The sequence below is a fragment of the Streptomyces alboflavus genome, from assembly GCF_000716675.1.
GTDB classification, from domain to species: Bacteria; Actinomycetota; Actinomycetes; order Streptomycetales; family Streptomycetaceae; genus Streptomyces; species Streptomyces alboflavus.
The window spans coordinates 77,983-100,227 of the sequence record NZ_JNXT01000027.1 but is presented as its reverse complement, the minus strand read 5'-3'; the positions used below and the strand labels follow the sequence as shown (position 1 = coordinate 100,227).

The 22,245-nt window shown below is 71.9% G+C and carries 24 protein-coding genes; 9 read left to right on the top strand and 15 right to left on the bottom strand.

What is annotated here, in order from left to right:
* The first annotated feature begins 125 nt into the window (after positions 1 to 125).
* Positions 126 to 626 (top strand): Lrp/AsnC family transcriptional regulator, encoded by a 501-nt coding sequence (locus OO63_RS21530; RefSeq protein WP_234311295.1) that lies wholly within the window; start codon positions 126 to 128, stop codon positions 624 to 626.
* A 72-nt stretch (positions 627 to 698) separates the two neighbouring features.
* Here OO63_RS21530 and OO63_RS21525 read toward each other — a convergent pair whose 3' ends face one another.
* Both OO63_RS21525 and OO63_RS21520 read right to left on the bottom strand, forming a co-directional pair.
* A complete protein-coding gene (locus OO63_RS21525; protein ID WP_030360627.1) occupies positions 699 to 1,292 on the bottom strand; it encodes a TetR/AcrR family transcriptional regulator in 594 nt (197 codons plus the stop codon).
* Complete coding sequence (locus tag OO63_RS21520; protein ID WP_030360626.1) at positions 1,289 to 2,803, bottom strand: 3-hydroxyacyl-CoA dehydrogenase; 1,515 nt, start codon at positions 2,801 to 2,803, stop codon at positions 1,289 to 1,291. The genes OO63_RS21525 and OO63_RS21520 overlap by 4 nt, the downstream gene beginning before the upstream one ends.
* A gap of 216 nt (positions 2,804 to 3,019) precedes the next feature.
* On the opposite strand from OO63_RS21520, the gene paaN reads away from it, so the two are divergent.
* A complete protein-coding gene (gene paaN, locus OO63_RS21515; RefSeq protein ID WP_030360625.1) occupies positions 3,020 to 4,711 on the top strand; it encodes a phenylacetic acid degradation protein PaaN in 1,692 nt (563 codons plus the stop codon).
* Positions 4,712 to 4,745: 34 nt separating this feature from the next.
* Here paaN and OO63_RS21510 read toward each other — a convergent pair whose 3' ends face one another.
* The 3 genes from OO63_RS21510 to OO63_RS21500 are packed head-to-tail and all read right to left on the bottom strand — an operon-like array spanning position 4,746 to position 7,832.
* Positions 4,746 to 5,558, bottom strand: coding sequence for a TrmH family RNA methyltransferase (locus tag OO63_RS21510; RefSeq protein WP_030360624.1), 813 nt, complete (start codon positions 5,556 to 5,558; stop codon positions 4,746 to 4,748).
* A gap of 46 nt (positions 5,559 to 5,604) precedes the next feature.
* Complete coding sequence (locus OO63_RS21505; protein WP_030360623.1) at positions 5,605 to 6,906, bottom strand: HTTM domain-containing protein; 1,302 nt, start codon at positions 6,904 to 6,906, stop codon at positions 5,605 to 5,607.
* Positions 6,903 to 7,832, bottom strand: a complete 930-nt coding sequence (locus tag OO63_RS21500; RefSeq protein WP_033264326.1) for a DUF5819 family protein — start codon at positions 7,830 to 7,832, stop codon at positions 6,903 to 6,905. Before OO63_RS21500 ends, OO63_RS21505 begins: the two co-directional genes overlap by 4 nt.
* A 252-nt stretch (positions 7,833 to 8,084) precedes the next feature.
* Here OO63_RS21500 and paaA point away from each other — a divergent pair, with 252 nt between their 5' ends.
* From paaA to OO63_RS21470, 6 genes are all read left to right on the top strand, one after another.
* Positions 8,085 to 9,098 carry a 1,2-phenylacetyl-CoA epoxidase subunit PaaA gene (gene paaA / locus OO63_RS21495; protein ID WP_030360621.1) on the top strand — a complete coding sequence of 338 codons (1,014 nt, stop codon included), beginning with the start codon at positions 8,085 to 8,087 and terminating at the stop codon, positions 9,096 to 9,098.
* The gene (gene paaB / locus OO63_RS21490) at positions 9,095 to 9,385 is read left to right on the top strand and encodes a 1,2-phenylacetyl-CoA epoxidase subunit PaaB (RefSeq protein ID WP_030360620.1); all 291 of its coding nucleotides are present in this window, start codon (positions 9,095 to 9,097) and stop codon (positions 9,383 to 9,385) included. The genes paaA and paaB overlap by 4 nt, the downstream gene beginning before the upstream one ends.
* Positions 9,382 to 10,167 (top strand): 1,2-phenylacetyl-CoA epoxidase subunit PaaC, encoded by a 786-nt coding sequence (gene paaC, locus OO63_RS21485; protein WP_078619271.1) that lies wholly within the window; start codon positions 9,382 to 9,384, stop codon positions 10,165 to 10,167. The genes paaB and paaC overlap by 4 nt, the downstream gene beginning before the upstream one ends.
* A gap of 59 nt (positions 10,168 to 10,226) precedes the next feature.
* On the top strand, positions 10,227 to 10,754 hold the full coding sequence (paaD, locus tag OO63_RS21480; protein WP_051811066.1) for a 1,2-phenylacetyl-CoA epoxidase subunit PaaD: 528 nt from the start codon (positions 10,227 to 10,229) through the stop codon (positions 10,752 to 10,754).
* Positions 10,754 to 11,821, top strand: a complete 1,068-nt coding sequence (gene paaE / locus OO63_RS21475) for a 1,2-phenylacetyl-CoA epoxidase subunit PaaE (protein ID WP_030360617.1) — start codon at positions 10,754 to 10,756, stop codon at positions 11,819 to 11,821. Before paaD ends, paaE begins: the two co-directional genes overlap by 1 nt.
* A gap of 176 nt (positions 11,822 to 11,997) precedes the next feature.
* Entirely contained in the window at positions 11,998 to 13,149 is a 1,152-nt protein-coding gene (locus OO63_RS21470) for an acyl-CoA dehydrogenase family protein (RefSeq protein ID WP_030360616.1), read from the top strand.
* A 127-nt stretch (positions 13,150 to 13,276) separates the two neighbouring features.
* Here the strand turns inward: OO63_RS21470 and OO63_RS21465 are convergent, their stop codons facing one another.
* The 10 genes from OO63_RS21465 to OO63_RS45470 all read right to left on the bottom strand — a co-directional run bounded on the left by OO63_RS21465 (position 13,277) and on the right by OO63_RS45470 (position 20,808).
* Positions 13,277 to 13,606, bottom strand: coding sequence for a rhodanese-like domain-containing protein (locus OO63_RS21465; RefSeq protein ID WP_030360615.1), 330 nt, complete (start codon positions 13,604 to 13,606; stop codon positions 13,277 to 13,279).
* Positions 13,607 to 13,757: 151 nt separating this feature from the next.
* On the bottom strand, positions 13,758 to 14,681 hold the full coding sequence (locus OO63_RS21460) for a J domain-containing protein (protein WP_030360614.1): 924 nt from the start codon (positions 14,679 to 14,681) through the stop codon (positions 13,758 to 13,760).
* 9 nt (positions 14,682 to 14,690) lie between these two features.
* Positions 14,691 to 16,226: a DUF2252 domain-containing protein gene (locus OO63_RS21455; RefSeq protein WP_078619270.1), complete on the bottom strand. Its 1,536-nt coding sequence runs from the start codon at positions 16,224 to 16,226 to the stop codon at positions 14,691 to 14,693.
* A gap of 218 nt (positions 16,227 to 16,444) precedes the next feature.
* Positions 16,445 to 18,142 carry a daptide biosynthesis intramembrane metalloprotease gene (mpaP, locus tag OO63_RS21450; protein ID WP_051811062.1) on the bottom strand — a complete coding sequence of 566 codons (1,698 nt, stop codon included), beginning with the start codon at positions 18,140 to 18,142 and terminating at the stop codon, positions 16,445 to 16,447.
* Position 18,143: 1 nt separating this feature from the next.
* Positions 18,144 to 18,866, bottom strand: coding sequence for an ABC transporter permease (locus OO63_RS21445; protein ID WP_030360611.1), 723 nt, complete (start codon positions 18,864 to 18,866; stop codon positions 18,144 to 18,146).
* A 44-nt stretch (positions 18,867 to 18,910) separates the two neighbouring features.
* Positions 18,911 to 19,633 carry an ABC transporter ATP-binding protein gene (locus tag OO63_RS21440; RefSeq protein ID WP_033264325.1) on the bottom strand — a complete coding sequence of 241 codons (723 nt, stop codon included), beginning with the start codon at positions 19,631 to 19,633 and terminating at the stop codon, positions 18,911 to 18,913.
* Between the two features lie 27 nt (positions 19,634 to 19,660).
* Complete coding sequence (locus OO63_RS45485; protein ID WP_157854026.1) at positions 19,661 to 19,819, bottom strand: hypothetical protein; 159 nt, start codon at positions 19,817 to 19,819, stop codon at positions 19,661 to 19,663.
* Between the two features lie 148 nt (positions 19,820 to 19,967).
* Complete coding sequence (locus OO63_RS45480) at positions 19,968 to 20,117, bottom strand: hypothetical protein (protein ID WP_157854025.1); 150 nt, start codon at positions 20,115 to 20,117, stop codon at positions 19,968 to 19,970.
* 188 nt (positions 20,118 to 20,305) lie between these two features.
* Positions 20,306 to 20,464, bottom strand: a complete 159-nt coding sequence (locus OO63_RS45475; protein ID WP_157854024.1) for a hypothetical protein — start codon at positions 20,462 to 20,464, stop codon at positions 20,306 to 20,308.
* 176 nt (positions 20,465 to 20,640) lie between these two features.
* Entirely contained in the window at positions 20,641 to 20,808 is a 168-nt protein-coding gene (locus tag OO63_RS45470) for a hypothetical protein (RefSeq protein WP_157854023.1), read from the bottom strand.
* Between the two features lie 290 nt (positions 20,809 to 21,098).
* Between OO63_RS45470 and mpaB the strand changes: the two genes are divergently transcribed.
* Positions 21,099 to 22,244 carry a daptide biosynthesis RiPP recognition protein gene (gene mpaB, locus OO63_RS42345; RefSeq protein ID WP_157854022.1) on the top strand — a complete coding sequence of 382 codons (1,146 nt, stop codon included), beginning with the start codon at positions 21,099 to 21,101 and terminating at the stop codon, positions 22,242 to 22,244.
* The last annotated feature ends 1 nt before the right edge of the window (position 22,245 follow it).

Genomic DNA, 22,245 nt, shown 5'->3' with positions numbered 1-22,245 from the left:
CGCCTCACCTACCGATTGTTCGGTCGTCGGCACATTTTGGCTACAGGCACCTCCAGGCTGTGGACAAACGGTTCTCCACAGCCTGAGATGAACGCAGTACGTCCATGGTAAGGAGGCGGGGGGACATGGCACCTGAACGAATGGTCGACGGGAACGCGGCGGGACGTCCGGAACCCCAGCCCCGCCCACTGGACTCGATCGACCGCGACATCCTGCAGATCCTGCACACGGACGGTCGCGCCTCGATACGCTCCGTGGCCGAGCGGGTGCACGTCTCGCGGGCGAACGCCTACGCGCGCATCAACCGCCTCATCGAGGACGGCGTCATCCGTGGGTTCGGCGCCCGCATCAACCACGAGCGGGCGGGCCAAGGCGCCTCCGCCTACATCACCCTGAAGATCGTCCAGAACACCTGGCGCACGGTGCGCGAGCAGCTGCGGACCCTGCCGGGCGCGTCCCACATCGCGCTGGTCAGCGGGGACTTCGACGTACTGCTCCTGGTGCACACACCGGACAACCGCGCGCTGCGCGAGCTGGTCCTCACGCGTCTCCAGGCCATGCCGGAGGTCCTCAGCACGCGCACACTGCTGGTCTTCGAAGAGGACGACCTGGAGGCGGAGGGCTGACGCCGGGTGCCTGCGAACCGCGCGGTGCGGCCCCGGGCACCCTCCCCGTCAGCCGTCGGTGCGGGGCCCGTGTCAGCCGTCGGTGCGCAGCCCCGCGAAGGCCATCTGCACGACGGCGTCGGCGACTTCCTGGCCGCTCGCGGCGTTGTGGGCGTCAGGGCGGTACCACTCCACGATGGAGTTGATCATTCCGAAGAGCAGCCGGGTGGCGAGCCGCAGCTCGACGTCCGAGCGCAGGTCGCCGTCCGCGACGGCTTCCTTGAGCAGCCCGGCGACCTCGTGGTCGAACTCCCTGCGCCGCTCCAGGGCCCAGCGCTCGGTGTCCGTGTTACCGCGCACGCGCAGCAGCAGCGTCACGTAGGGCAGCTCGGCGACCAGGACCTCTACGGTGCGGCGCGTGACGTACTCCAGGCGTCGCACCGCGCTGCCCTCGCGCGCGTGCTCCTCGGCGAGGATCCCGAAGAGCCCGTCGAGCGCCCGGCTCACCGCGCGGCGCAGCAGTTCCTCCTTGCCCGCCACGTGGTGGTAGATCGACGACTTGGAGATGCCGGCCGCCTTGGAGAGGTGCTCCATGGACGTGCCGTCGTAGCCGCGCTCGTTGAAGACCCGCACGGCGACCTCGAGGAGGGTCTCCGGGGTGTACGTGTCGCGCCGGGCCGCGGTCATGAGTGCTCCTCCCGCGCGGCTGCCTGGCGCAGCGCCTGTGAGGGGGCGTAGCGCCCCGTGGGGTACTCGCCGTGCATGCTGTCGAGGAACTCCGCCACCCAGTACGTACGGAGTGCGGCTCCCCAGGAGAGCGGTCCGCGCGGGTAGTTCACGCCCAGGCGCATGGCGGTGTCGATGTCGTCGGCACCGGCCACGCCGCGCGCCACCGCGTCGTGCGCGAAGTCCACGAGCTGGGCAACCGTACGGGCCACGATCAGCCCCGGGGCCGCGCCCACGACGCTGACCTTCTTGCCGAGCGCCTGGAAGAGCCCCACCGCCTCGGCGAGGTCCTGCTCGCTGACACGGGCCGCCGGTGCGAGGGCGATCCTGGTGGCCGCCGCGTAGTCGAGCGCCAGGTCGAACTGGACGGTGGGCTCGGCGGCGGCGTCGGCGGACGAGCCGTCGGCCAGGCAGAGGCGGACGCCACTGGGCAGTTCGAGCCAGCCGGGGTAGTCCGGGCGCGTGCCGTCCCCGGCCTCGACGCGGACCCCCGCGGCCTCGATGAGCGGGACCAGCGCGGCGGCCTGGAACAGCTCGCCGTGCAGGGCGACGGACTCCGGGGCGGGCGCGGGTGCCGCGGTGTGCGGCTCGGCCTTCTCGGCGTCGTCTCCGTAGGCGTACCAGCCCTGGCCCGACTTGCGTCCCAGACGCCGTGACTCGACGAGGCGGCGCTGGGCGAGGGACGGGGTGAACTTGGGGTCCTGGAAGAACGACTCCCACACCGAGCGGGTGACGGCTTCGTTGACGTCCTGGCCGATGAGGTCGGTGAGTTCGAAGGGGCCCATCTTGAAGCCGCCGCACTCGCGCAGGACCGCGTCGATCGTCGCGGGGTCGGCGGCGCGCTCCTCGTGGAGGCGCAGCGCCTCGGCGTAGAAGGGCCTGGCGACGCGGTTGACGATGAACCCGGGGGTGTCGGCGCAGCGCACCGGCGTCTTGCCCCAGGCCTTCGCGGTGTCGTACGCGCGCGTGGCCGCCGCTTCGTCCGTGGCGTGGCCGCTGACGACCTCGACCAGGGGCAGCAGCGGGGCGGGGTTGAAGAAGTGCAGTCCGACGAAGCGGCCGGGGTGCTTCAGGGCGCCCGCGACGGCGGTCACGGACAGGGACGAGGTGTTCGTCGCGAGCAGACAGCTCTCGGCGACGACCTCCTCCAGGTCCTGGAACAGCCGCTGTTTCACGTCCAGTTGCTCCAGGACGGCCTCGACGACGAGGTCGCACCCGGCGAGGTCGGCGAGGTCCTCGACGGCGCTCAGGCGGCCGGTCGCGGCGTCGCGGGCGGCCGCGTCGAGGCGGCCCTTCGCCACGAGGCGGTCGAGGCGGGCGGTGATCGCGGCGGCCGCCGTCTTCGCGAAGCCGGGCGCGGCGTCGTACAGCCGCACGGGGTGGCCCGCCACCAGCGCGACCTGGGCGATGCCCTGGCCCATGGTGCCGGTGCCGACCACGGCGACGGGGCCGCTGAGATCGAGTGCTGTCATGCTCGCGATCCTCCCGCACGGGGGTGTTGGCCGGGGAACAGGGGTCTTGGCCAGGGGTTCGGGGCAGCCGGGGGGAGGTTTTCCACAGGTTCGGCAGACCCCCTTGTACCGACCGATCGTTCGGTTACTCTAGCTCTGTCCAGCTGTTCCTGCCCACTGCCCCTGCCCAGCTCGCCAGCTCGAAGGAGAGCTGACTCGACGAGGAGTTGGTCCCTCATGGCCGCCGAACTCACCGCGCACCAGCTGATCGCCAAGCACCGGCCCACCCTCGACCAGGCGCTGGAGACGATCCGCACACGCGCGTACTGGTCGCCGCACCCCGAACACCCCAAGGCCTACGGGGAGAACGGAAGCCTGAGCCTGCCCGAGGGCAAGGCGGCCTTCGAGGCCCTCCTGAACAGCCCCTTCGACCTCGACCAGCCGGGCACCGACGACTGGACGGGCGCGGAGACCTCGCCGTTCGGCCCCGAGCTGGGCATCACGTATCCGCATCCGGACGTGGACACCCTGCTGCCCGCCATGCGGGCCGGGATGCGCGCCTGGCGCGACGCGGGCGCGGAGGCCCGCGCCGCGGTCTGTCTGGAGATCCTGTCGCGCATCAGCGCCCGCACGCACGAGTTCGCGCACGCGGTCATGCACACCAGCGGCCAGGCCTTCATGATGGCGTTCCAGGCCGGCGGCCCGCACGCCCAGGACCGCGGCCTGGAAGCGGTGGCGTACGCCTTCGCGGAGCAGTCCCGCACCCCGGAAGCCGCGGAGTGGACCAAGCCCCAGGGCAAGCGCGACCCGCTCGCACTGACCAAGCGCTTCACGCCGGTCGGGCGCGGCATCGCCCTCCTGATCGGCTGCAACACCTTCCCCACATGGAACGGCTATGCGGGCCTGTTCGCCTCCCTGGCCACCGGCAACCCCGTCCTGGTCAAGCCGCACCCGCGCGCGGTGCTGCCGCTGGCCCTGACGGTGCGCGTCGCCCGCGAGGTCCTGACGGAGGCGGGCTTCGACCCGAACCTGGTCGCGCTCGCCGCCGAGCGGCCCGGAGAGGGCATCGCCAAGACCCTCGCCACCCGCCCCGAGATCAAGATCATCGACTACACGGGCTCGACGTCCTTCGGCGACTGGCTGGAGGCCAACGCCCGCCAGGCGCAGGTGTACACGGAGAAGGCGGGCGTCAACACGGTCGTCGTCGAGTCGACCGACAACTACAAGGGAATGCTGTCGAACCTGGCGTTCTCCCTGTCGCTGTACAGCGGCCAGATGTGCACGACCCCGCAGAACCTCCTGATCCCCCGCGAGGGCATCGCGACGGACGCGGGCGCGAAGTCGTACGACGAGGTGGTCGCGGACCTCGCGGGCGCGGTCGACGGCCTCCTCGGCGACGAGGCCCGGGCCAACGGCATCCTCGGCGCCCTGGTCAACCCGGACGTGAAGGCCCGCCTGGACGCGGCCCCCGGCATCGGCGAAGTCGCTCTCGCCTCACGGCAGGTCAGCAACCCGGAGTTCCCCGACGCCGTGGTGCGCACCCCGGTGATCGTCAAGCTCGACGGCGCCAAGCCGGACGCCGAGGCGGCGTATCTCAGCGAGTGCTTCGGCCCGGTCTCGTTCGCCGTCGCGGTCGACTCGGCGGCGGACGCGGTGGAGTTGCTGCGGCGCACGGTGCGCGAGAAGGGCGCGATGACCGTCGGGGCGTACACGACGTCCGCGGAGGTGTCCTCGGCCGTCGAGGAGACCTGCCTAGAGGAGAGCGCCCAACTGTCGCTGAACCTCACGGGCGGCGTCTATGTGAACCAGACGGCGGCGTTCTCGGACTTCCACGGCTCCGGCGGCAACCCGGCGGCGAACGCCGCGCTGTGCGACAGCGCGTTCGTGGCCAACCGCTTCCGCGTGGTGGAGATCCGCAAGGAGGCATGAGCCGGACGGCGCCACGGCCCCCGCGGGAGCAGGCTCAGGCCTGGGCCTTCGGGGGCCTTCCCGACGACCAGTGGAACAGCGCCATCGCGACGCTCGTGGCGAGGTTGTAGCTCGACACCTGCGGCCTCATCGGCAGCGCCACCAAGTGGTCGGTCCGGGCGCGCAGTTCGGCCGACAGGCCGCTGCGCTCGGACCCGAAGGCCAGCACGGCGTCATCCGGGATCTCGACGCCCCGGATGTCCTCGCCCTCCGCGTCCAGGGCGAACAGGGGCCCCTTGGGCAGCTCCCCGACGTCCACGCGCTCCACGGCCGTCGCGAAGTGCAGGCCCGCGCCACCGCGCACGACCGTGGGGTGCCAGGGGTCGAGGGTGCCGGTCGTCACCACTCCCGTCGCGCCGAAGCCCGCCGCGAGCCGGATCACCGCCCCGGCGTTGCCGAGGTTGCGGGGGTCGTCGAGGACGACCACGGGGGCGACCCTGGGGGTGTGCTCCAGCGCCCGCAGGTTGGCGCCGCGCGACGGACGTACCGCCAAGGCAGCCACGGCCGTGGGGTGAAGCCGGGGCACGAGCGCGCGCAACGTCGCCTCGTCGGTCTCGGCGAGCAGCGCGTCGAGCGCGTCTGAAACGTCCGGCGCCAAGTCCTGCGCGAGGGCGAGGACGGCGGCCTTGTCGCTGGTCAGGGCCACAGGGATGGAGGCTCCGAAGCGAAGCGCGTGCTTCAGGGCGTGGAAGCCGTCCAGGAGTACGGAGGTGTCGGCGAGGCCTTGCCAGACACGGACCGGCTCGGACGGCTCCCCGCTCCGCGGACCACGGTCACCCGCGCCGTCCGTACGACTGCTACCGCTCATCGCCCACTACCGCCGCTGTTTCTCCGACCCGTACCGCCACTGCCGCTCACGCACCGAAGCCTACGCGCGCGGGCTCAGCGGCATCCCGGGGCTGTTCCTCCCCTGGCGGCCCCTGCGGCACCTCCGCGCGGGAAAGCCGCGGCACCCGCGCGAGCAGCCGCTCGCGCGTGCGGGCCACCCAGCGGCCGAGGCGCCGCAGGAACGACGTGGGCAGGAACACCGCGTCGGCGGCGATCATCGCGAGCGAGAAGAACGGCAGCCCCAGGACGACGGCGATGACGGCGTGCTCGAAGATCATCACCGCGAGCAGCACGTTCTTCACGCGCCGGTTGAACAGCGTGAACGGGAAGGCGACCTGCACGGCGACCGTCCCGTACGTCACCAGCATCACCAGGACGCCGTGCGAGGTCAGCAGGTCGGCGAGCTCGGGCCAGGGCGAGAAGTAGTCGAGCTGGAGCGGGTAGTAGACGGCCGTCCCGTCCTGCCAGCGGCTGCCCTGGATCTTGTACCAGCCCGCCGTGGCGTAGATGAGGCACGCCTCGACCATGATCACCAACAGGGCGGCGTTGTGGGCGAGGTTGGCGACGACGTCGAGCAGCACACGCGCCTCGCCGTCCGGCGCGCGCCGGACGGCCGCCCACCACAGCCCGTGCGCGACCCACATCCCCCAGAACAGCAGCAGCCAGAACCAGCTGAGCTCCCCCAGGAACGTCACCACGGACAGCGCGAGGCCGAGCACCCACCACAGGGCGGGACCGACCCGGTCACCCCCGCCCACACGGCCTCCACCGTCGGCATGCAGGTCGTCATCAACGGCACGGCTGCCGTCCGCACCAAGGCTGCCGCGGTCCCCATGGTCGTGCTGCGGGGCACGCGCGCGTGCCGCCCGGCGCGCGTCCAGGGACCAGACCTGGCCGCACCGCGTGAACACCAGGTAGATCGCCATGAGGTGGATGACGTTGTCGCCGCCGTCCCCCATGAAGATGCTGCGGTTCTGCAGCGAGAGCACACCGATCATGAAAAGGACGGACATGGTGCGGGTGCGCCAGCCGACGAGCAACAGGGCGCTGGAGACGATCGCCAGGAAGTAGACGATCTCGAACCACAGCCGGCCGTCCGACCACATCAGCGCCGTGAAGGCGTCGTTGGCGGAGATGAGCTGCCGCGCCATGTCCCAGCTCCACGGGCCGTCGGGCCCGTACAGCTCACGCCGGTGCGGCAGTTCACGCAGCAGGAAGAGCAGCCAGGTGGCGGCGAAGCCGATACGGACCACCGCGGTCTGGTACGGACCGAGGGCCTGGGCCGTGACACGCTGCACGCCCCGGGCGAGCGGATCGAAACTGATCACCGGACGCCCCCGTTCTGCGCCACGGCCACATCTCTGCGCGCGCGGTCCTCACCGGCCAGCGGCAGGTCGCCCGGCGTGACCGACCACCACGGAAGCACCCGCAGCACGGGCTTGCCGTTGATCTTCTCGTCACTCCACTCCGGCGGCTGTACGGCCGTGGTCCGGGACCTGACCTGCACCTGGTCGAACGCCTCCCCGCGGGCGAGCGGCTCGTGCCGGTGGAGGCGCAGCAGCACCATGCGGCGGATGTAGCGCTCCGACAGCTCGCCGCGCAGACCGGTGGGACGATTCTGCGCGTCGTGCGTGGAGACGAAGAAGTCCCAGCCGCGGCGCAGCTCGTTCTGCTGCGTGTGGCTCGGCAGCAGGTTGTGGTCGATGGCGGCGCCGTCCTGTGCGGACAGGTCGTACCAGCGTGTGGTCCGGCCGGTGCCGTCTGCGGTGCGAATCTGCGCGCGGACCTGCACCGCCACGTTCTGCTGCAGCGGGTTCGGCGCGAACAGCTTCCAGTTCTGCTCGAACTCCGGGTAGATCCAGTCGTCGACGGTCCGGCCGTGCTCCTTGCTGACGGTGTTCGACGGCGCCACGTGCAGGAACACCATCCCGACGTGGACGCAGACGGTGGCGACGACCACGGCGAGGACGAGGGCGGCGACGACCTGCGAGCGGCGGGAGAGGGCGGCGATGCCGGTACGGGCGGGTGCGGCACCGGAGTCTGCGGGTGCGGGTGCGGGTGCGGCGGAGCCTGTGGGTGCGGGTGCGGCACCGGAGTCTGCGGATGCGGATGCGGCCGCGGAGCCTGTGGGTGCCGATGCGGCGCCGGAGCCTGTGGGTGCCGCGTCAGGGCCCGTGGGCACGGCATCGGAGCCCGTGGGTGCGGCGTCGGACCCGGCGGATTCGCCGCCCACATCCTTGTCGTGCCTGTCCATCTCGCCCCGTTCCTCGACCCCACGACCGAACCCTGCCGCCGGAACCGTACTCAGGCCCGCCCGCCAGGCCCAGCGTCCCGGAGGTTATCCACAGGGTTGACACCTTATGGCGAGGCGCCGCACCATTGAATTCCAACGAACCGAACGATCGGTCGGTCGGCGGGTTCGACGGAGTGCCGGAAAGCCGGTTTGCGAGGCGCACCGGCAGGACGAGAGTTGCCGAGACACTGCCCGAGGTCGAGGGGGACCGAGATGGCGACAGCGCACCAGCCGTTCACCACGGCACCGCACAAGCCCGCGGCCGCCGCCGTGGACGGCGCCGTGGACACCACGGTGCTGGAGTCGGCCTTCGACGCGGCCGTCGCGGCCGACGAGCGCATCGAGCCGCGTGACTGGATGCCGGACGCCTATCGCGCCACGCTCGTGCGCCAGATAGCGCAGCACGCCCACTCCGAGATCATCGGCATGCAGCCCGAGGCCAACTGGATCACGCGCGCGCCGTCCCTGCGCCGCAAGGCGATCCTGATGGCCAAGGTCCAGGACGAGGCGGGCCACGGCCTGTATCTGTACAGCGCCGCGGAAACGCTCGGCGCGAGCCGCGACGACCTCCTCGACAAGCTCCACTCGGGCCGCCAGAAGTACTCATCGATCTTCAACTACCCCACCCTGACCTGGGCGGACGTAGGCGCCATCGGCTGGCTCGTGGACGGCGCGGCGATCACCAACCAGGTCCCGCTGTGCCGGTGTTCGTACGGCCCCTATGCCCGCGCGATGGTCCGCGTCTGCAAGGAGGAGTCGTTCCACCAGCGCCAGGGGTACGAACTGCTGCTCGCCCTCAGCCGCGGCACCGAGGCACAGCACGCGATGGCCCAGGACGCCGTAGACCGCTGGTGGTGGCCGTCGCTGATGATGTTCGGCCCGCCGGACGCGGAGTCGTCGCACTCCGAGCAGTCCATGACCTGGAAGATCAAGCGCCACTCGAACGACGAGCTGCGTCAGCGCTTCGTGGACATCTGCGTCCCCCAGGCCGAGTCGCTCGGCCTGACGCTCCCCGACCCGGACCTGAAGTGGAACGAGGAGCGGGGGCAGCACGACTTCGGCCCCATCGACTGGAGCGAGTTCTGGTCGGTCCTCAAGGGCAACGGCCCGTGCAACGACCAGCGGATCACGCAGCGCAGACGAGCCCACGAAGAGGGCGCCTGGGTGCGTGAGGCGGCGGCCGCGTACGCCGCCAAGCAGAGCGAGCGCAAGGAGGCGACCGCATGACCGGCTCGACCGAATGGCCGCTGTGGGAAGTGTTCGTGCGCTCGCGCCGCGGCCTGTCCCACACGCACGCGGGCAGCCTGCACGCCCCGGACGCCGAGATGGCCCTGCGCAACGCCCGGGATCTGTACACCCGCAGGAACGAGGGCGTCTCCATCTGGGTCGTGCCGTCCGCGGAGATCACCGCCTCCTCGCCGGACGAGAAGGACTCCTTCTTCGAGCCCTCCGCCGACAAGCCCTACCGCCACCCGACGTTCTACGACATCCCGGAAGGAGTGAAGCACCTGTGACCCCCACGCCCACGACCCCCGCACCGTCGGCCACCGAGGCCGCGCCCGCCGCCACCCCGGCCCCCGACGCCCCCGCCGTCCACACCGCGGCCCTCGCCCTGGGCGACGACGCCCTGGTGCTCTCGCACCGCCTGGGTGAGTGGGCGGGCCACGCCCCCGTCCTCGAAGAAGAGGTGGCCCTGGCGAACATCGCGCTGGACCTGCTCGGCCAGGCCCGGGTGCTGCTCTCCCTGGCGGGTGACGAGGACGAGCTGGCGTATCTGCGCGAGGAGCGCTCCTTCCGGAACCTCCAGCTGGTCGAGCAGCCGAACGGCGACTTCGCCCACACCATCGCCCGCCAGCTGTACTTCTCCGTGTACCAGAACCTCATGTACGGCCAACTGGCCGCGACGGACAGCCCGTTGGCGCCGCTCGCCGCGAAGGCCGTCAAGGAGGTCGCCTACCACCAGGACCACGCCGAGCAGTGGACGCTCCGGCTCGGCGACGGCACGGCCGAGAGCCACGAGCGGATGCAGCGCGGCGTGGACGCCCTCTGGCGCTTCACCGGCGAGATGTTCGCGCCCGTGGCCGGTCTCGACCTCGACCGGGAAGCCCTGCGGGAGCAGTGGACGGCCACGGTCACCGCCGTGCTCCAGAAGGCGACGCTCACGGTGCCCGAGGGCCCTCAGAGCGGGGCGTGGACGGCCGGCGCCGGACGCGAGGGCCTGCACACCGAGTCGTTCGGCCGGATGCTCGCCGAGATGCAGCACCTGCACCGCAGCCACCCGGGGGCGTCATGGTGACCAAGGCCCCCCAAGCACCCACGGCGACGCACACCGAGCCCGTCGGCCCCTCGGCAGCCATGGCACCCACGGCACCCGCCGAGTCGGCGACGGCCCCCGCGCCCACGGCCCTCGAAGCCCGGCTCCACGCCCTCGCGGGCTCCGTGCCCGACCCCGAGCTGCCCGTCCTCAGCCTGGCCGAGCTCGGCGTGCTCCGCTCCGTCCGGGTCGGCGCCACCGGCCATGTGGACGTCGAGCTGACCCCGACGTACACGGGCTGCCCCGCCATAGAGGCCATGAGCGCGGACATCGAGCAGGTCCTCCGCGAGGACGGCCAGGACGACGTCACGGTGCGCACGGTGCTCTCCCCCGCCTGGTCGACGGACGACATCAGCGCCGAAGGCCGCCGCAAGCTCGCGGAGTTCGGCATCGCGCCGCCCCGTCCGCACGCCGCCGAAGGACCGATCCCGCTCACCCTCACGGTCCGCTGCCCGCACTGCGGCTCCACGGACACCGAACTGCTCAGCCGCTTCTCCTCCACCGCCTGCAAGGCGCTGCGTCGCTGCGTCACCTGCCGGGAGCCCTTCGACCACTTCAAGGAGCTGTGATGGCGCGCTTCCACCCGCTCCGCGTGGCGGCCGTCGAGGAGCTCACCGACGACTCCGTGACGCTGACGTTCGAGGTGCCGCCACACCTCCGCGAGGAGTACAGATACGCCGCCGGCCAGCACCTCGCCCTGCGCCGCGTCGTCGACGGCACGGAGATCCGGCGTACGTACTCGATCTGCTCCCCGGCCCCGGACCCCCAAGCTCCCGGTGAGCCCAGGCAGTTGCGGGTGGGGGTGCGCGTGGTGGAGGGCGGCTCCTTCTCGACGTACGCGCGCAAGGAGGTCGTCGTCGGGGACTATCTTGAGGTGATGACCCCGGCGGGCCGCTTCACTCTGGATCCGGCTCCGGGGAGGTATGCCGCGGTGGTCGGCGGCAGCGGGATCACACCGGTGCTCTCCATCGTCACCACGCTCCTCGAGCGCGAGCCGGACGCCGAGTTCTGTCTGATACGCAGCGACCGCACGGCCGCGTCCACGATGTTCCTCGACGAGGTCGCCGACCTGAAGGACCGCTGGCCGGACCGCTTCCAGCTGGTGACGGTGCTCTCCCGCGAGGAGCAGCAGGCGGGGCTCAACTCGGGGCGTCTGGACGAGGAGCGGCTCGCGCGGCTGCTGCCCGCGCTGCTGCCGGTCGAGGAGGTCGACGGCTGGTTCCTGTGCGGCCCCTACGGCCTGGTGCAGGGCGCGGAGCGGACGCTGCGGGCGCTGGGGGTGGCGCGGCGGCGCATCCACGAGGAGATATTCCATGTGGACGACGGCGTCACCACGGCACCGGCGGTGCCCGCCCCGGCGGACAGCACGGTCACGGTCACCCTCGACGGCCGCTCCGGCACCTGGCCGGTGCAGGCGGGGGAGTCCCTGCTCGACACGGTGCTGCGCAACCGCGCGGACGCGCCGTTCGCCTGCAAGGGCGGAGTGTGCGGCACGTGCCGGGCGTTCAAGGTGTCCGGCGAGGTCCGCATGGACCGGAACTTCGCGCTGGAACCGGAGGAGACCGAGGCCGGTTACGTGCTTGCGTGCCAGTCGCATCCGACCACGGACAAGGTGGAGTTGGACTTCGACCGCTGAGCGGCCCAGCACGCGGCGCCCGACCCGGGGCCCGGCGCCGGACCGCTCACCGGAGCACTGGCCGGACCACTCGCCATGCCTGTTCCCTTCCCGTAGAACGTGTTCTATCTTGACGACCCGTCAGAAACAGTGGCGGAGCCGACGAGACCGAACCGGCCGGTGCGGAGGGACAAGCAGTGGACTTCACCTTCACCGAGGAGCAGCAGGCGGCACTCGAGGCGGCCAAGGCGATCTTCGCCGGGGTCGCCCCGGACGGCGTGCCCAGCCCCGCCCTCACCCCCGGGGCCGTCGCGGAGGACTTCGACCGCGCGCTGTGGGCCAAGCTCGCCGACGCCGACCTGCTCAGCCTGCTGACGGCACCCGAGTACGGCGGGTCGGGCCTGGACCCCATCGCGCTCTGCCTGGTGCTGCGCGAGTCGGCGAAGGTGCTGGCACGGGTCCCGCTCCTGGAGAGCTGCGCGGCGGCGTACGCCGTCCAGCGCCACGGCGGCGACGAGTTGAAGCGGGCCGTCCTGGAGTCGGCCGCGCGCGGCGGGACCGTGCTGACCGTCGCCGCGAACGGCCGCACCGGTCACGACGGCGCCGAGCTCGCCGTCAGCGCGCGCCCCGACGACGACCACTGGATCCTGGACGGCCTCCAGACCGGCGTCCCCTGGGCCTACGACGCCGACATCACCGTCGTGCCCGCCACCGCCCCCGACGGCCGCGCCGTCCTCGCTCTCGTGCCGCGCGGCCTGTCCGGGCTCGCCCTCGCCGAGCAGTTCTCCACCAGCGGGGAGCGGCTCGGCGAACTCCGCCTGGACGCGGTGCGGGTCGACGCCCGGGACGTGATCACGGCGGACGGGGCCTGGGACTTCCTGCGGGACCTGCTCGCGACCGGCACCTGCGCGCTCGCGCTCGGGCTCGGTACGGGCGTGCTCGGCATGACGAGTGAATACACCGGCAAACGCGAGCAGTTCGGGTTCCCCGTCGCCACCTTCCAGGCGGTCGCCATGCAGGCCGCCGACCGCTACATCGACCTGCGCGCGATGGAGGTCACCCTCTGGCAGGCCGCCTGGCGCATCGGCTCACCGGACCGCGCGGGCGCGGGCAACGGCGGGCCGCTCCCGGTCTCCGGGGACGTGGCGGTGGCCAAGATCTGGGCGTCGGACGGCGTGCGCCGGGTGGTGCAGACCGCGCAGCACCTGCACGGCGGTTTCGGCGCCGACACGGACTACCCCCTGCACCGCTACCACGCCTGGGCCAAGCACCTGGAGCTCGCGCTCGGCCCGGCCGCGGCGCACGAGGACGCCCTGGGCGACCTGCTCGCGGCGCACTCCCTCAGCTGAGACGACGGCTCACGACCGGACGACGGCGCACCACACCCACTCGCACTCCCACGCCGTACAGGAGCACGGAGCCCGACCGGACCGGATCGCGGAGCCCGACCGGGCTGGATCACGGAGACCGACCGGGCTAGATCACCGTGCCGGGCTGGTCCTTGTCGTCGACGACGGTCTTGCCCGAGGCCTCCCAGACCTGCATGCCACCATCGACGTTCACCGCGTCGATGCCCTGCTGCGCGAGGTACATGGTCACCTGGGCGGAACGGCCGCCGGACCGGCAGATCACATTGACCTTGCCGTCCTGCGGCGCCGCCTCGGTCAACTCGCCGAAGCGCGCGACGAAGTCACTCATCGGGATGTGCAGTGCCCCCGGCGCGTGACCCGCCTGCCATTCATCGTCCTCACGGACGTCAAGGAGGAAGGCTCCGTCCGAGAGGTCGCCGACCGTGACCGTGGGCACACCAGATCCGAATTCCATGCATCCGACGCTACCCGACCGCCATCACCCCGGCGGCGCCCACCCACGGCACACGGCGGGCGGCACCGGAGGCCGACGGGCACGGCACGGCACCGCACTGCCGTCCAGCTCGGGCGGCCAGGCGGCCAGGCCCTCAGGCCGTCAGCCGCTCCAGCTCCGCCTCGCGCTCCGCGACCTGCGCGAGCAGCTGCTCGGCGATCTCCTCCAGGAGCCGGTCCGGGTCGTCGGGTGCCAGCTTGAGCATCGACCCGATCGCGCTCTCCTCCAGCTCCCGGGCCACGACGGAGAGCAGCTCCTTGCGTCGGGCGAGCCATTCGAGCCGGGCGTACAGCTCCTCGCTCGGGGTGGGCCGCAGCTCCTCGGGCACAGGACCAGCGGCCCACTCGGCGAGCAGCTCCCGCAGCAGCGCCTCGTCGCCACGGCCGTACGCGGCGTTCACGCGGGTGATGAACTCGTCCCGCCGCTCGCGCTCCTTCTCGTCCTGCGCGAGGTCGGGGTGGGCCTTACGGACCAGATCCCGGTAGAGCTTGCGGACCTCGTCGCTCGGCCGCACCCGCTGCGGCGGCCGCACGGGCTGCTCGGTGAGCATCGCCGCGGCCTCGGGGAACAGCCCGTCGCCGTCCATCCAGCCGTGGAACAGCTCCTCGACCGCCGGCATCGGCAGCACCCGCGCCCGCGCCTCGTCCGCCTTGCGCAGGTCCTCCGGGTCACCGGACCGCGCCGCCACGGCCTCGGCGATCAGGGCGTCCAGCTCGTCCAGGCGCGAGTACATCGGGCCGAGCTTCTGGTGGTGCAGCCGGGAGAAGTTCTCCACCTCGACCCGGAACGTCTCCACCGCGATCTCGTACTCGATCAGCGCCTGCTCGGCGGCGCGCACGGCCTTCTCAAGCCGCTCCTCGGGCCGCGCACCGGCACCCGCCTGACCGTCCGCCGCCGCCGCACTCGGCTGCGCCGCCGTCTCGTGCGGCTGCTCCGCCGTCTCGTGCGGCTGCGCGGCCGCCTCCTGCGGCTGCTCGGGCGTCTCAGGGCTCGTCGGCTCGGCTTCCGGGGTCGTCACCTGTCCAGCCTAGGCCACAGCTCCCGGGGTCCCGGTTTCCTGGTCCGCGGCCCGCAGCCGCCCCTCCCGCACCGCGGCGACCAGCTGGGCGTGGTCGACCTCCGTGCGGTCCGCGTACGTCACCGCGAAGGCGGCCACGGCCTCGTCCAGCTCGTCGTTCTTGCCGCAGTACCCGGATATGAGCCGGGGGTCGGCGCTGTGCGCGTGGGCGCGGGCGAGCAGGGCGCCGGTCATGCGGCCGTAGTCGTCGAGCTGGTCGGCGGCGAGGGCGGCCGGGTCCACGCTGCCCTTGCGGTTCCTGAACTGCCGTACCTGGAAAGGCCGTCCGGAGATCGTCGTCCAGCCGAGCAGGAAGTCGCTGACGACCTGCATGCGCTTCTGGCCGAACACGACCCGTCGGCCCTCGTGCTCGCTCGCCTGCTCCTTGAAGCCGGCCACGGGCAGGTGCGGCAGCAGCGCGGAGGGCCCGGCCTCCTTGACCTGGAGGACCAGCGGCTCCCCCCGATGGTCGAGGAGCAGCACCACATAGGAGCGCAGTCCGACGCTGCCGGTGCCCACGACGCGGAAGGCGACGTCCTGGATGGAGTACCTCGCGAGGAGGGGGAGGCGGTCCTCCGGCAGGGTGGTGCGGTACTCGCCGAGGGCCGCGGCGACCGCCGCGGCTTCCTCGTCCGGTGTCCGCCGCAGCACCGGGGGCGCGTCGACGAAGCGCCGGGGCGTGACGTGGCCCGCCGGGGTCCCGGCGCCCGGGACCGGTTCGGTGGACTTGGCGGCGAAGCGGGCGCTCGTGTTCTGCCGGGCCTTCTCGGAGACGCGGTCGAGGGTGCCGAGCAGGTCGCGGGCGTCGGTGTGGGAGACCAGCTCCTCGTCGGCGATGGCGTTCCAGGCGTCGAGGACGGGGAGCTTGGCGAGGAGGCGCATCGTGCGGCGGTAGGCACCGACGGCGTCGTAGGCCGCCTCGGCGCACGTGGCGTCGTCGGCGCCCGCCTCGCGTCCGGCGAGCACGAGGGAGGTGGCGAGGCGCTTGACGTCCCACTCCCACGGCCCGTGCACCGTCTCGTCGAAGTCGTTCAGGTCGATGATGAGTCCGCCGCGCGCGTCGCCGTAGAGACCGAAGTTGGCCGCGTGGGCGTCGCCGCAGATCTGGGCGCCGATGCCGGTGAGCGGGGTGCGGGCGAGGTCGTACGCCATGAGTCCGGCGGAGCCGCGCAGGAAGGCGAAGGGGGACGCGGCCATCCTGGCCACCCTGAGCGGCGTCAGCTCCGCGAGCCGTCCTCTGTTGGTCTCCTCCATCGCGGAGACGGGGTCGGGGCGGTGGTCGTCCGCGACGAACTCCGCGTGCGCGGAGCGCGGGGTGTGCCCGCGCAGCGCCTTGCCCTCCTGCTTGGGCCGCACAGGCCCGGCGGAGCCCCCGGGCACAATCCCGCCCGTACCGCCCGTACCGCCATCGGGCCAGTGCGCGAACCCCTCCACGTGCGGCAGCCGACGAGCGCCCGGCCGCTCGTCGGCTCCCGCGAACGCCTCTCCGTACCCGCCCACACCCATCGCCGCCCCCGCTGCTGACACACGGCCGTCGTCGGCCCCGCGAACCCGGTCGCGGGCCCCGCGCACTCGATCGCCGGGCCTCGCGCACTCAACTGACACCGACGGTACCCCGCCCGCGAATCCCCGTCACAGCCTGTGGACAACTCCCCCACAACGGCCATCGTGACGGCCCCGGCGACGGCCCCCGCGGCAGCCACCATGACGGCCCGACGGCGAAGTCACCGCCACACCCCGCTCAGCGTCTTCCAGGGATCCGTGACGGCGAGCCTGTTCACATGGCCCAGCCACGTCGTCGTCCCGGCCCTGGCCACAGCCACCCCCCGGGACGGGGCACCGGTCCGGAGAGTGACGGATTCGAGGCGGTAGGAGCGTACGGCCAGCTCTCCTGGGATGCCCTCGAACGGTACGAAGAGGTCCAGCGGCGCCTTCGCCCGGCCTCCTTCCGGGCCGGTGGTCCCTCCCCCCGGGCCCGTGGTCCCCGACCCCACCGTCCGGCGCCCCAGGATCCCTCCATGCATGAGCTCCACAGATCCGCCGGGCAGCGGCGCGAGCACCCCCGGAGCATCGGGGAAGACGGCCTCGGTCCTCCCGCCCGCGGTCGTGTAGGCGCCGTACACCTTCTCCGTGTGCGGCTGCGACTGCCCCAGGGCGATCAGTCCCGCGCCGAGCGCGGCGAGGGTGATCAGGCCGCGCACGGGGTTGCGGGCACCCGAGGCGCGGTACATCAGGGCGAGCCGGTACAGCACGTATCCGATGACACCGGCCAGCAGGGACAGCCAGCTCAGGGCGCCCCATGCCCCGTACGCCATCAGTGAGCCGTGGGCGATGACCAGGAGGTTGAAGACGAGCACCCACGGATACAGCAGGCAGAAGGCGCCGAAGACGGCCCAGCCGTCGGGGAGTGTGCGCTCGGGGCGCGGGCCGCCGAAGACCGTCCAGTTCATGACCGCGCGGCAGTCGGCCATGCTCTTGTCCCGCAGGTTGGGGATGTTCACCCAGGCCATGAGGGCGATGTAGCCGTCGAGCCGGATGAACGGGAGCAGGTTGAGGATGCCGGTGAACGCGGTCATCAGGGCGCACAGGCCGAGGAGTTCGGCCAGTTCGCCGGAGCACAGGGCCGAGCCCGCGGCGAGCAGTCCGGCGGCCGCGAGCTGGCAGATCACTCCGGCCAGGGCGACAAGGACACGCTGGCCGCGGGTACGCAACCGCCACAGGTCGGTCACGTCGCAGAACATGGCGGGGGCGCAGTAGAAGAGCATGGCCCCGATGCGGTGCGGCCGGCCGCCGAAGCGGGCCAGGACGGCCCCGTGCGCGAGTTCGTGGACGGCGTTGACGGCGATGACGACGGCGGCGGCGATCAGCCAGTGCTGCCAGGGCATCGGATGCCAGGCGGCCTTGGCGACCTCGGCCGCGCCGAGGCTCACGGCGACGAGTCCGGCCAGGACGGCGAGCAGACAGCCCGCCGCCACCACACGGTTCGCCATCAGACGGGGCAGCAGGCGGCCCGGGGCCAGGAAGCCCGGCCGGTCGAGGACGGTGAACTGCAGGGAGGCGGGCGGCTGGAAGCGGAACCGGCTCTCCTTGGCGGGCGGGGTGTCCGTTCCCACCAGCAGGCCGAGTTCGGTGAACTTCCGCAGTGCCGCCTCGACCTGCTCCTGGGCGACGCCCGGTCCGAAGTCGGCTCTGACCTGCTGGAGGTCCCGGGTTCCGTCGAGGCCGCGCAGGAGAGCGGCGGCCCCGCCGCCCAGGCGGGTGAAGCGGCGGTGCCGCTCGTCCGCGATGGTCCAGGAGCGCTCGCCTTCCTCCGGCGGGAGGAACTCGATGTCCGGACGCAGCTCGGGCCGTACGGGAATGCCACCCTCCGGTACACCCTCCAAAACGTCGGACGCGCTGACCTCAGATGTGCTGACCCCCATCTCAGAGCGCCTCCGCAGTTCTCTCTCGCCTCAGCGCGCACACGAGCGCGACGGCGACATACCCGAGCAGTACGGCCACGGCGGCCCATGCCTGCAAGGGCATGGTCAGTTCGGGGTCGTGCAGCAGGGACAGCTGGGCGCCGCCCGGCAGGAACCGCCCGAAGGAGGGGGCGGCGACGATCAGGACGGCCTCGATGCCGGACGTGTAGGCCACGATGGCGATGACGGTGGCCACTTGGTTGCGGATCAGATACCCCAGCGCGACGCCCCAGGGCCCGGCGAGGGCGCTGATCACGACGATCATCGCGTTGAGCCGGATCATGTCGCCGGTGTACGTGGGCGCGTGGCCGCCGAGGACGGCGACCAGGGTGCTGGTGAGCACCGAGAGGACGCCCACGGGGATGCCGACGAGGAAGGCGACCAGGGCCTTGGCGGCGAGCACCCGGCCCCGCCGTGGGGTGATGAGGTAGGTGCGGGTCCAGGTGCGGTGCCGGTACTCACCGGTCACCAGGAGGGAGCCCGCGACCGTCGCGAAGAGCAGGCCCGCGAACCCCTGGCGGACGATCTGCTCGGCCGCGTCGGCGCCGGTGGTGCCCTGGTCGTTGACGGTCTGGATGGTTCCGTAGCCCGCCATCGCGATCAGGCCGAGGCCGATGGCCACGGTGTACAGGAGGCCGCGGCCTGCCCACAGCTTGCGGAACTCGCTTGCCAGTTCGCTGCTCATACCGCTGCTCATACCGCTGCTCATACCGCTGCTCATACCGTCGCTCATACCGCTGCCGCCTCCCGGTCGAGAACGCTGTGGAACGCGTCTTCCAGGGACGCTTGGTGCTCATGGGCCATCAGTGCGCTGACGGTGCCCGCGTAGCGCACGCGATGGCTGAGGACGACCACGTCGTCGGCGGTCTTCTCGATCTCGTCCAGGCTGTGGCTGGAGACCAGGACCGCGCCGCCGCCGTCGGCGAAGGCCCGCAGGAAGGCGCGCAGCCAGCGGATGCCGTCGGGGTCGAGGCCGTTGGCGGGCTCGTCCAGGACCAGCGCGCGGGGCGCGCCGATGAGGGCGCAGCCGAGGGAGAGCCGCTGCCGCATGCCCAGCGACAGTGCGCTGATCTTGCGGTGCGCGGCGTCGGTGAGGTCCACGGTCTCCAGGACGCCGTCCGCGGCCGTGACCGGCATGCCCAGGGAACGGGCGACCAGGCGGAGCTGGGCACGAACGGTGAGTGCCGGGTGCCCGGGCACGTCGGTGGTGGCCGCGCCGACGACCCGGGCGGGCGCGGGCAGGTCCCGGTAGGGGACTCCGTTGATCAATGCGGTTCCGGCCGTCGGGGCGGTGAGCCCCAGCAGCATGCGGAGGGTGGTCGATTTGCCTGAGCCGTTGCGGCCCACCAGGGCCGTGACGGAGCCGGCCGGGACTTGGAAGGACACCTCGTCGACGACTCGGCGGGAGCCGTAGACCTTGGTCAGGTCCTTGCAAACAATCGTTGGATCCACGCGGTTGACTTTCGGGTCTCGGGCATGTCAGCGCCTGCGCGCCAGAAGCCACCAAATGGCGGCGACCTCCACCACGGCCAGTGCCCACAGGCCGATTTGCAGGGCTCCGTCGCTGTTCTTGGCGAGGGCCGCGGTGCCGAGCAGCGCGGCGCTGAACAGGACGACGTAGGAATAGCGGTTATTCATGGACCAAATCCAATGGTGAGAAGACGACTTGCTTCTCTTGGAGTCTATGAGGGGCGCCGCTCGGAGCGTACGGCAGCCCAGCCGGCCCCGGGAGCGGAGTAGACGCACGCGCTCCCGGACGCCGACATGTGGCCGGTCTGCTCGCCGATCAGGTAATGCTGAGGCCGATGACGAACGCGGCACCGCCGGCAGTGGTCACCTGGACGACGTCGTTCCAGCCCGGCGCGTCCAGGGAGTCGAGCTCCTCGACGGCGAAGTCCGTGGAATCCTGCGGCATTTCGATGGAACCGTGGTTCATTCTTCTTCTCCTTTGTCAGTGATACGAGGTGGCATCACAGGCGTGCGAGATGGCACCTCAGTCGTACGAAGAGGTACGAGGTTTCGTCAGCGGGGGAGCAACCCGTCCGCCGCGCCAGGGGCGGGGCAGTACCCGCAGCGAGTGCGGGCGCTGCCCCGGGACCACTGGCCGAACCGGATCCGGTCGGATCAGGTCAGGGCGACGGCGCCGGCGATGCCGCCGACGATGCCCACGCCCGCGGCGAACCCGTCCATGAAGCCGGGTGCGGCCAGCTCCTCCATCTGCTCGACGGCGAAGTCACCGGCGACGGCGGAAGAGGTCAGCTGCTGCTCCATGTCGTTCTGCATGGTTGCTCCTTCGAGACGGCGGGCCGAGGCCCGCGAGGTGCGGTCCGGTTCGAAGCGAGCCGGACCGGTGTGGGACGGCGGGCCCGCGGCCCGCTCACGGGCCGGAGCCCGCGACGGGCCGAAACCCGCCTCCCGCGGTCCGGTTCAGTGCGAACCGGACCGAGTCTGTGGATGTCTCAGGTGAGCGCGATACCGGCGGTCAGGCCGCCGCCGATCGCCGCTCCCAGCCAGGTCTCCTTGTCCCAGCCGAGGAAGCCCGGGGCGTCCAGCGCCTCCAGCTCCTCGACGGCGAAGTCCTGGGCGAAACCGGTGCTGCCCGGCAGGGAAAGGGATTCGGCGTGCATGTCGTTTCCTCCTGGAGAACGTTTTCGCTGTGCTGCACACATCCTGCACACAGCGAAATGGCTCCGGGAAGCCATTTCCGCTCTCTCTGCGGCCGCAACTGCGTTGTGCCGCAGCGGGCTTTACGGCCGGGTAAAGAAATCCCTACGGTCCGCCGCGCAAAGACCTGCGGGCGCCACAGCCACCCCAACTTCCGTGCCAGGACCGGCTCCTGGGAATTCTCTTCGGTTGTTCCCGGCGTGCGTGCGGGTGTACTGATTGGTTATTCGATTTCATAGGGAAGGGCCGGGTAGTGGGGGACACAGCAGTGCAGGAATACGCGGAGCTCACGGAAGCCGAGGCCGCCGAGCAATTGAGTGCGTGGTTCGCGGGTGAAGTCGCCGGAGCGCGTACGGCCGCTCATTCGGTTCTCGTGCAGTCCGGTGGCGACGTCCGGGCCGTCGTGGAATCGGGCCTGCTCGCCCCCGGCGCGTGCGTGTTCGCCGCCGACGCCCACGTGGTCGCCGCCGGGCCCGCCGAACTGCCCGAGGGCGGCGGCCCGCGTGCCGTCGAGGTCGAGGGCGGCGTGGAGTACTCGGGCGACGAACTGGTCATGTCCGGCAATCTGTACGTGCAGGTCTTCGACTACGGCTCGCTGCCCTACCTGTCCGTGGCCGGGCCGACGGTGGTCCGCGTGACGGGTCCCGAGGACCACGAGGCCTTCCTCGACGATGCCGACCGCGCCCTGCGCGACGGCGTCTGGTCCGAAGGGCTCGCCCACCCCTCGGTGCAGCTCGCGGACCTCACCACCCTCGTCTCGCCGACGAAGGACACCGGCCTCGGCAGGCTCTACGTCACCGCCGACGGCCAGGTCCGCACCGGCGTGGGCGGCCAGGACCTGGGACCCGTCACGGCCGGGTCCGAAGCCCTGCGCGCGGCCCTCGACGCGGGCGCGGGCGACCCGTCGCTCGGCTCCGTCGTGCCGGACGACGTGCTGCGGGCCGGTGCGGCCGAGCGGCCGTGGCTGGGGCGCTACGCGAAGGCGCTGGAGGTACGCCGCCGACTCGCCCCGAAGTACGGAACGGACGTACGCGTCTCGGGCTTCGGCGGCCGTTTCACCGAGGGGCTGCCCGCGCATCCCGTCGAGTCCGCCGACGAGGTGCTCCTCGTGGAGGTCCTCGGCGACTTCCTGGCGGTCCGGACGCACGACTACCGCCTCTTCCGGCTCGGCAAGGGCTCGGCACGGCTCCTTGAGATCTTCAGCGCGCTGGGCGCGACGAGCCCGCTGGGCGCGACGAGTTCGCCGGACGCCGCGAACTCGACGGACGCCGCCCATGCCGCCGCCACGGCCGCCCGCCTCCTCGACATGACGGACGACGAGGCGCGCGACGCCCACGCCGCCCTCACGGCCCGGCTCGGCCTCGCGGGCGCACCCGCCGCCACGACGGGCGGTGCGTGAC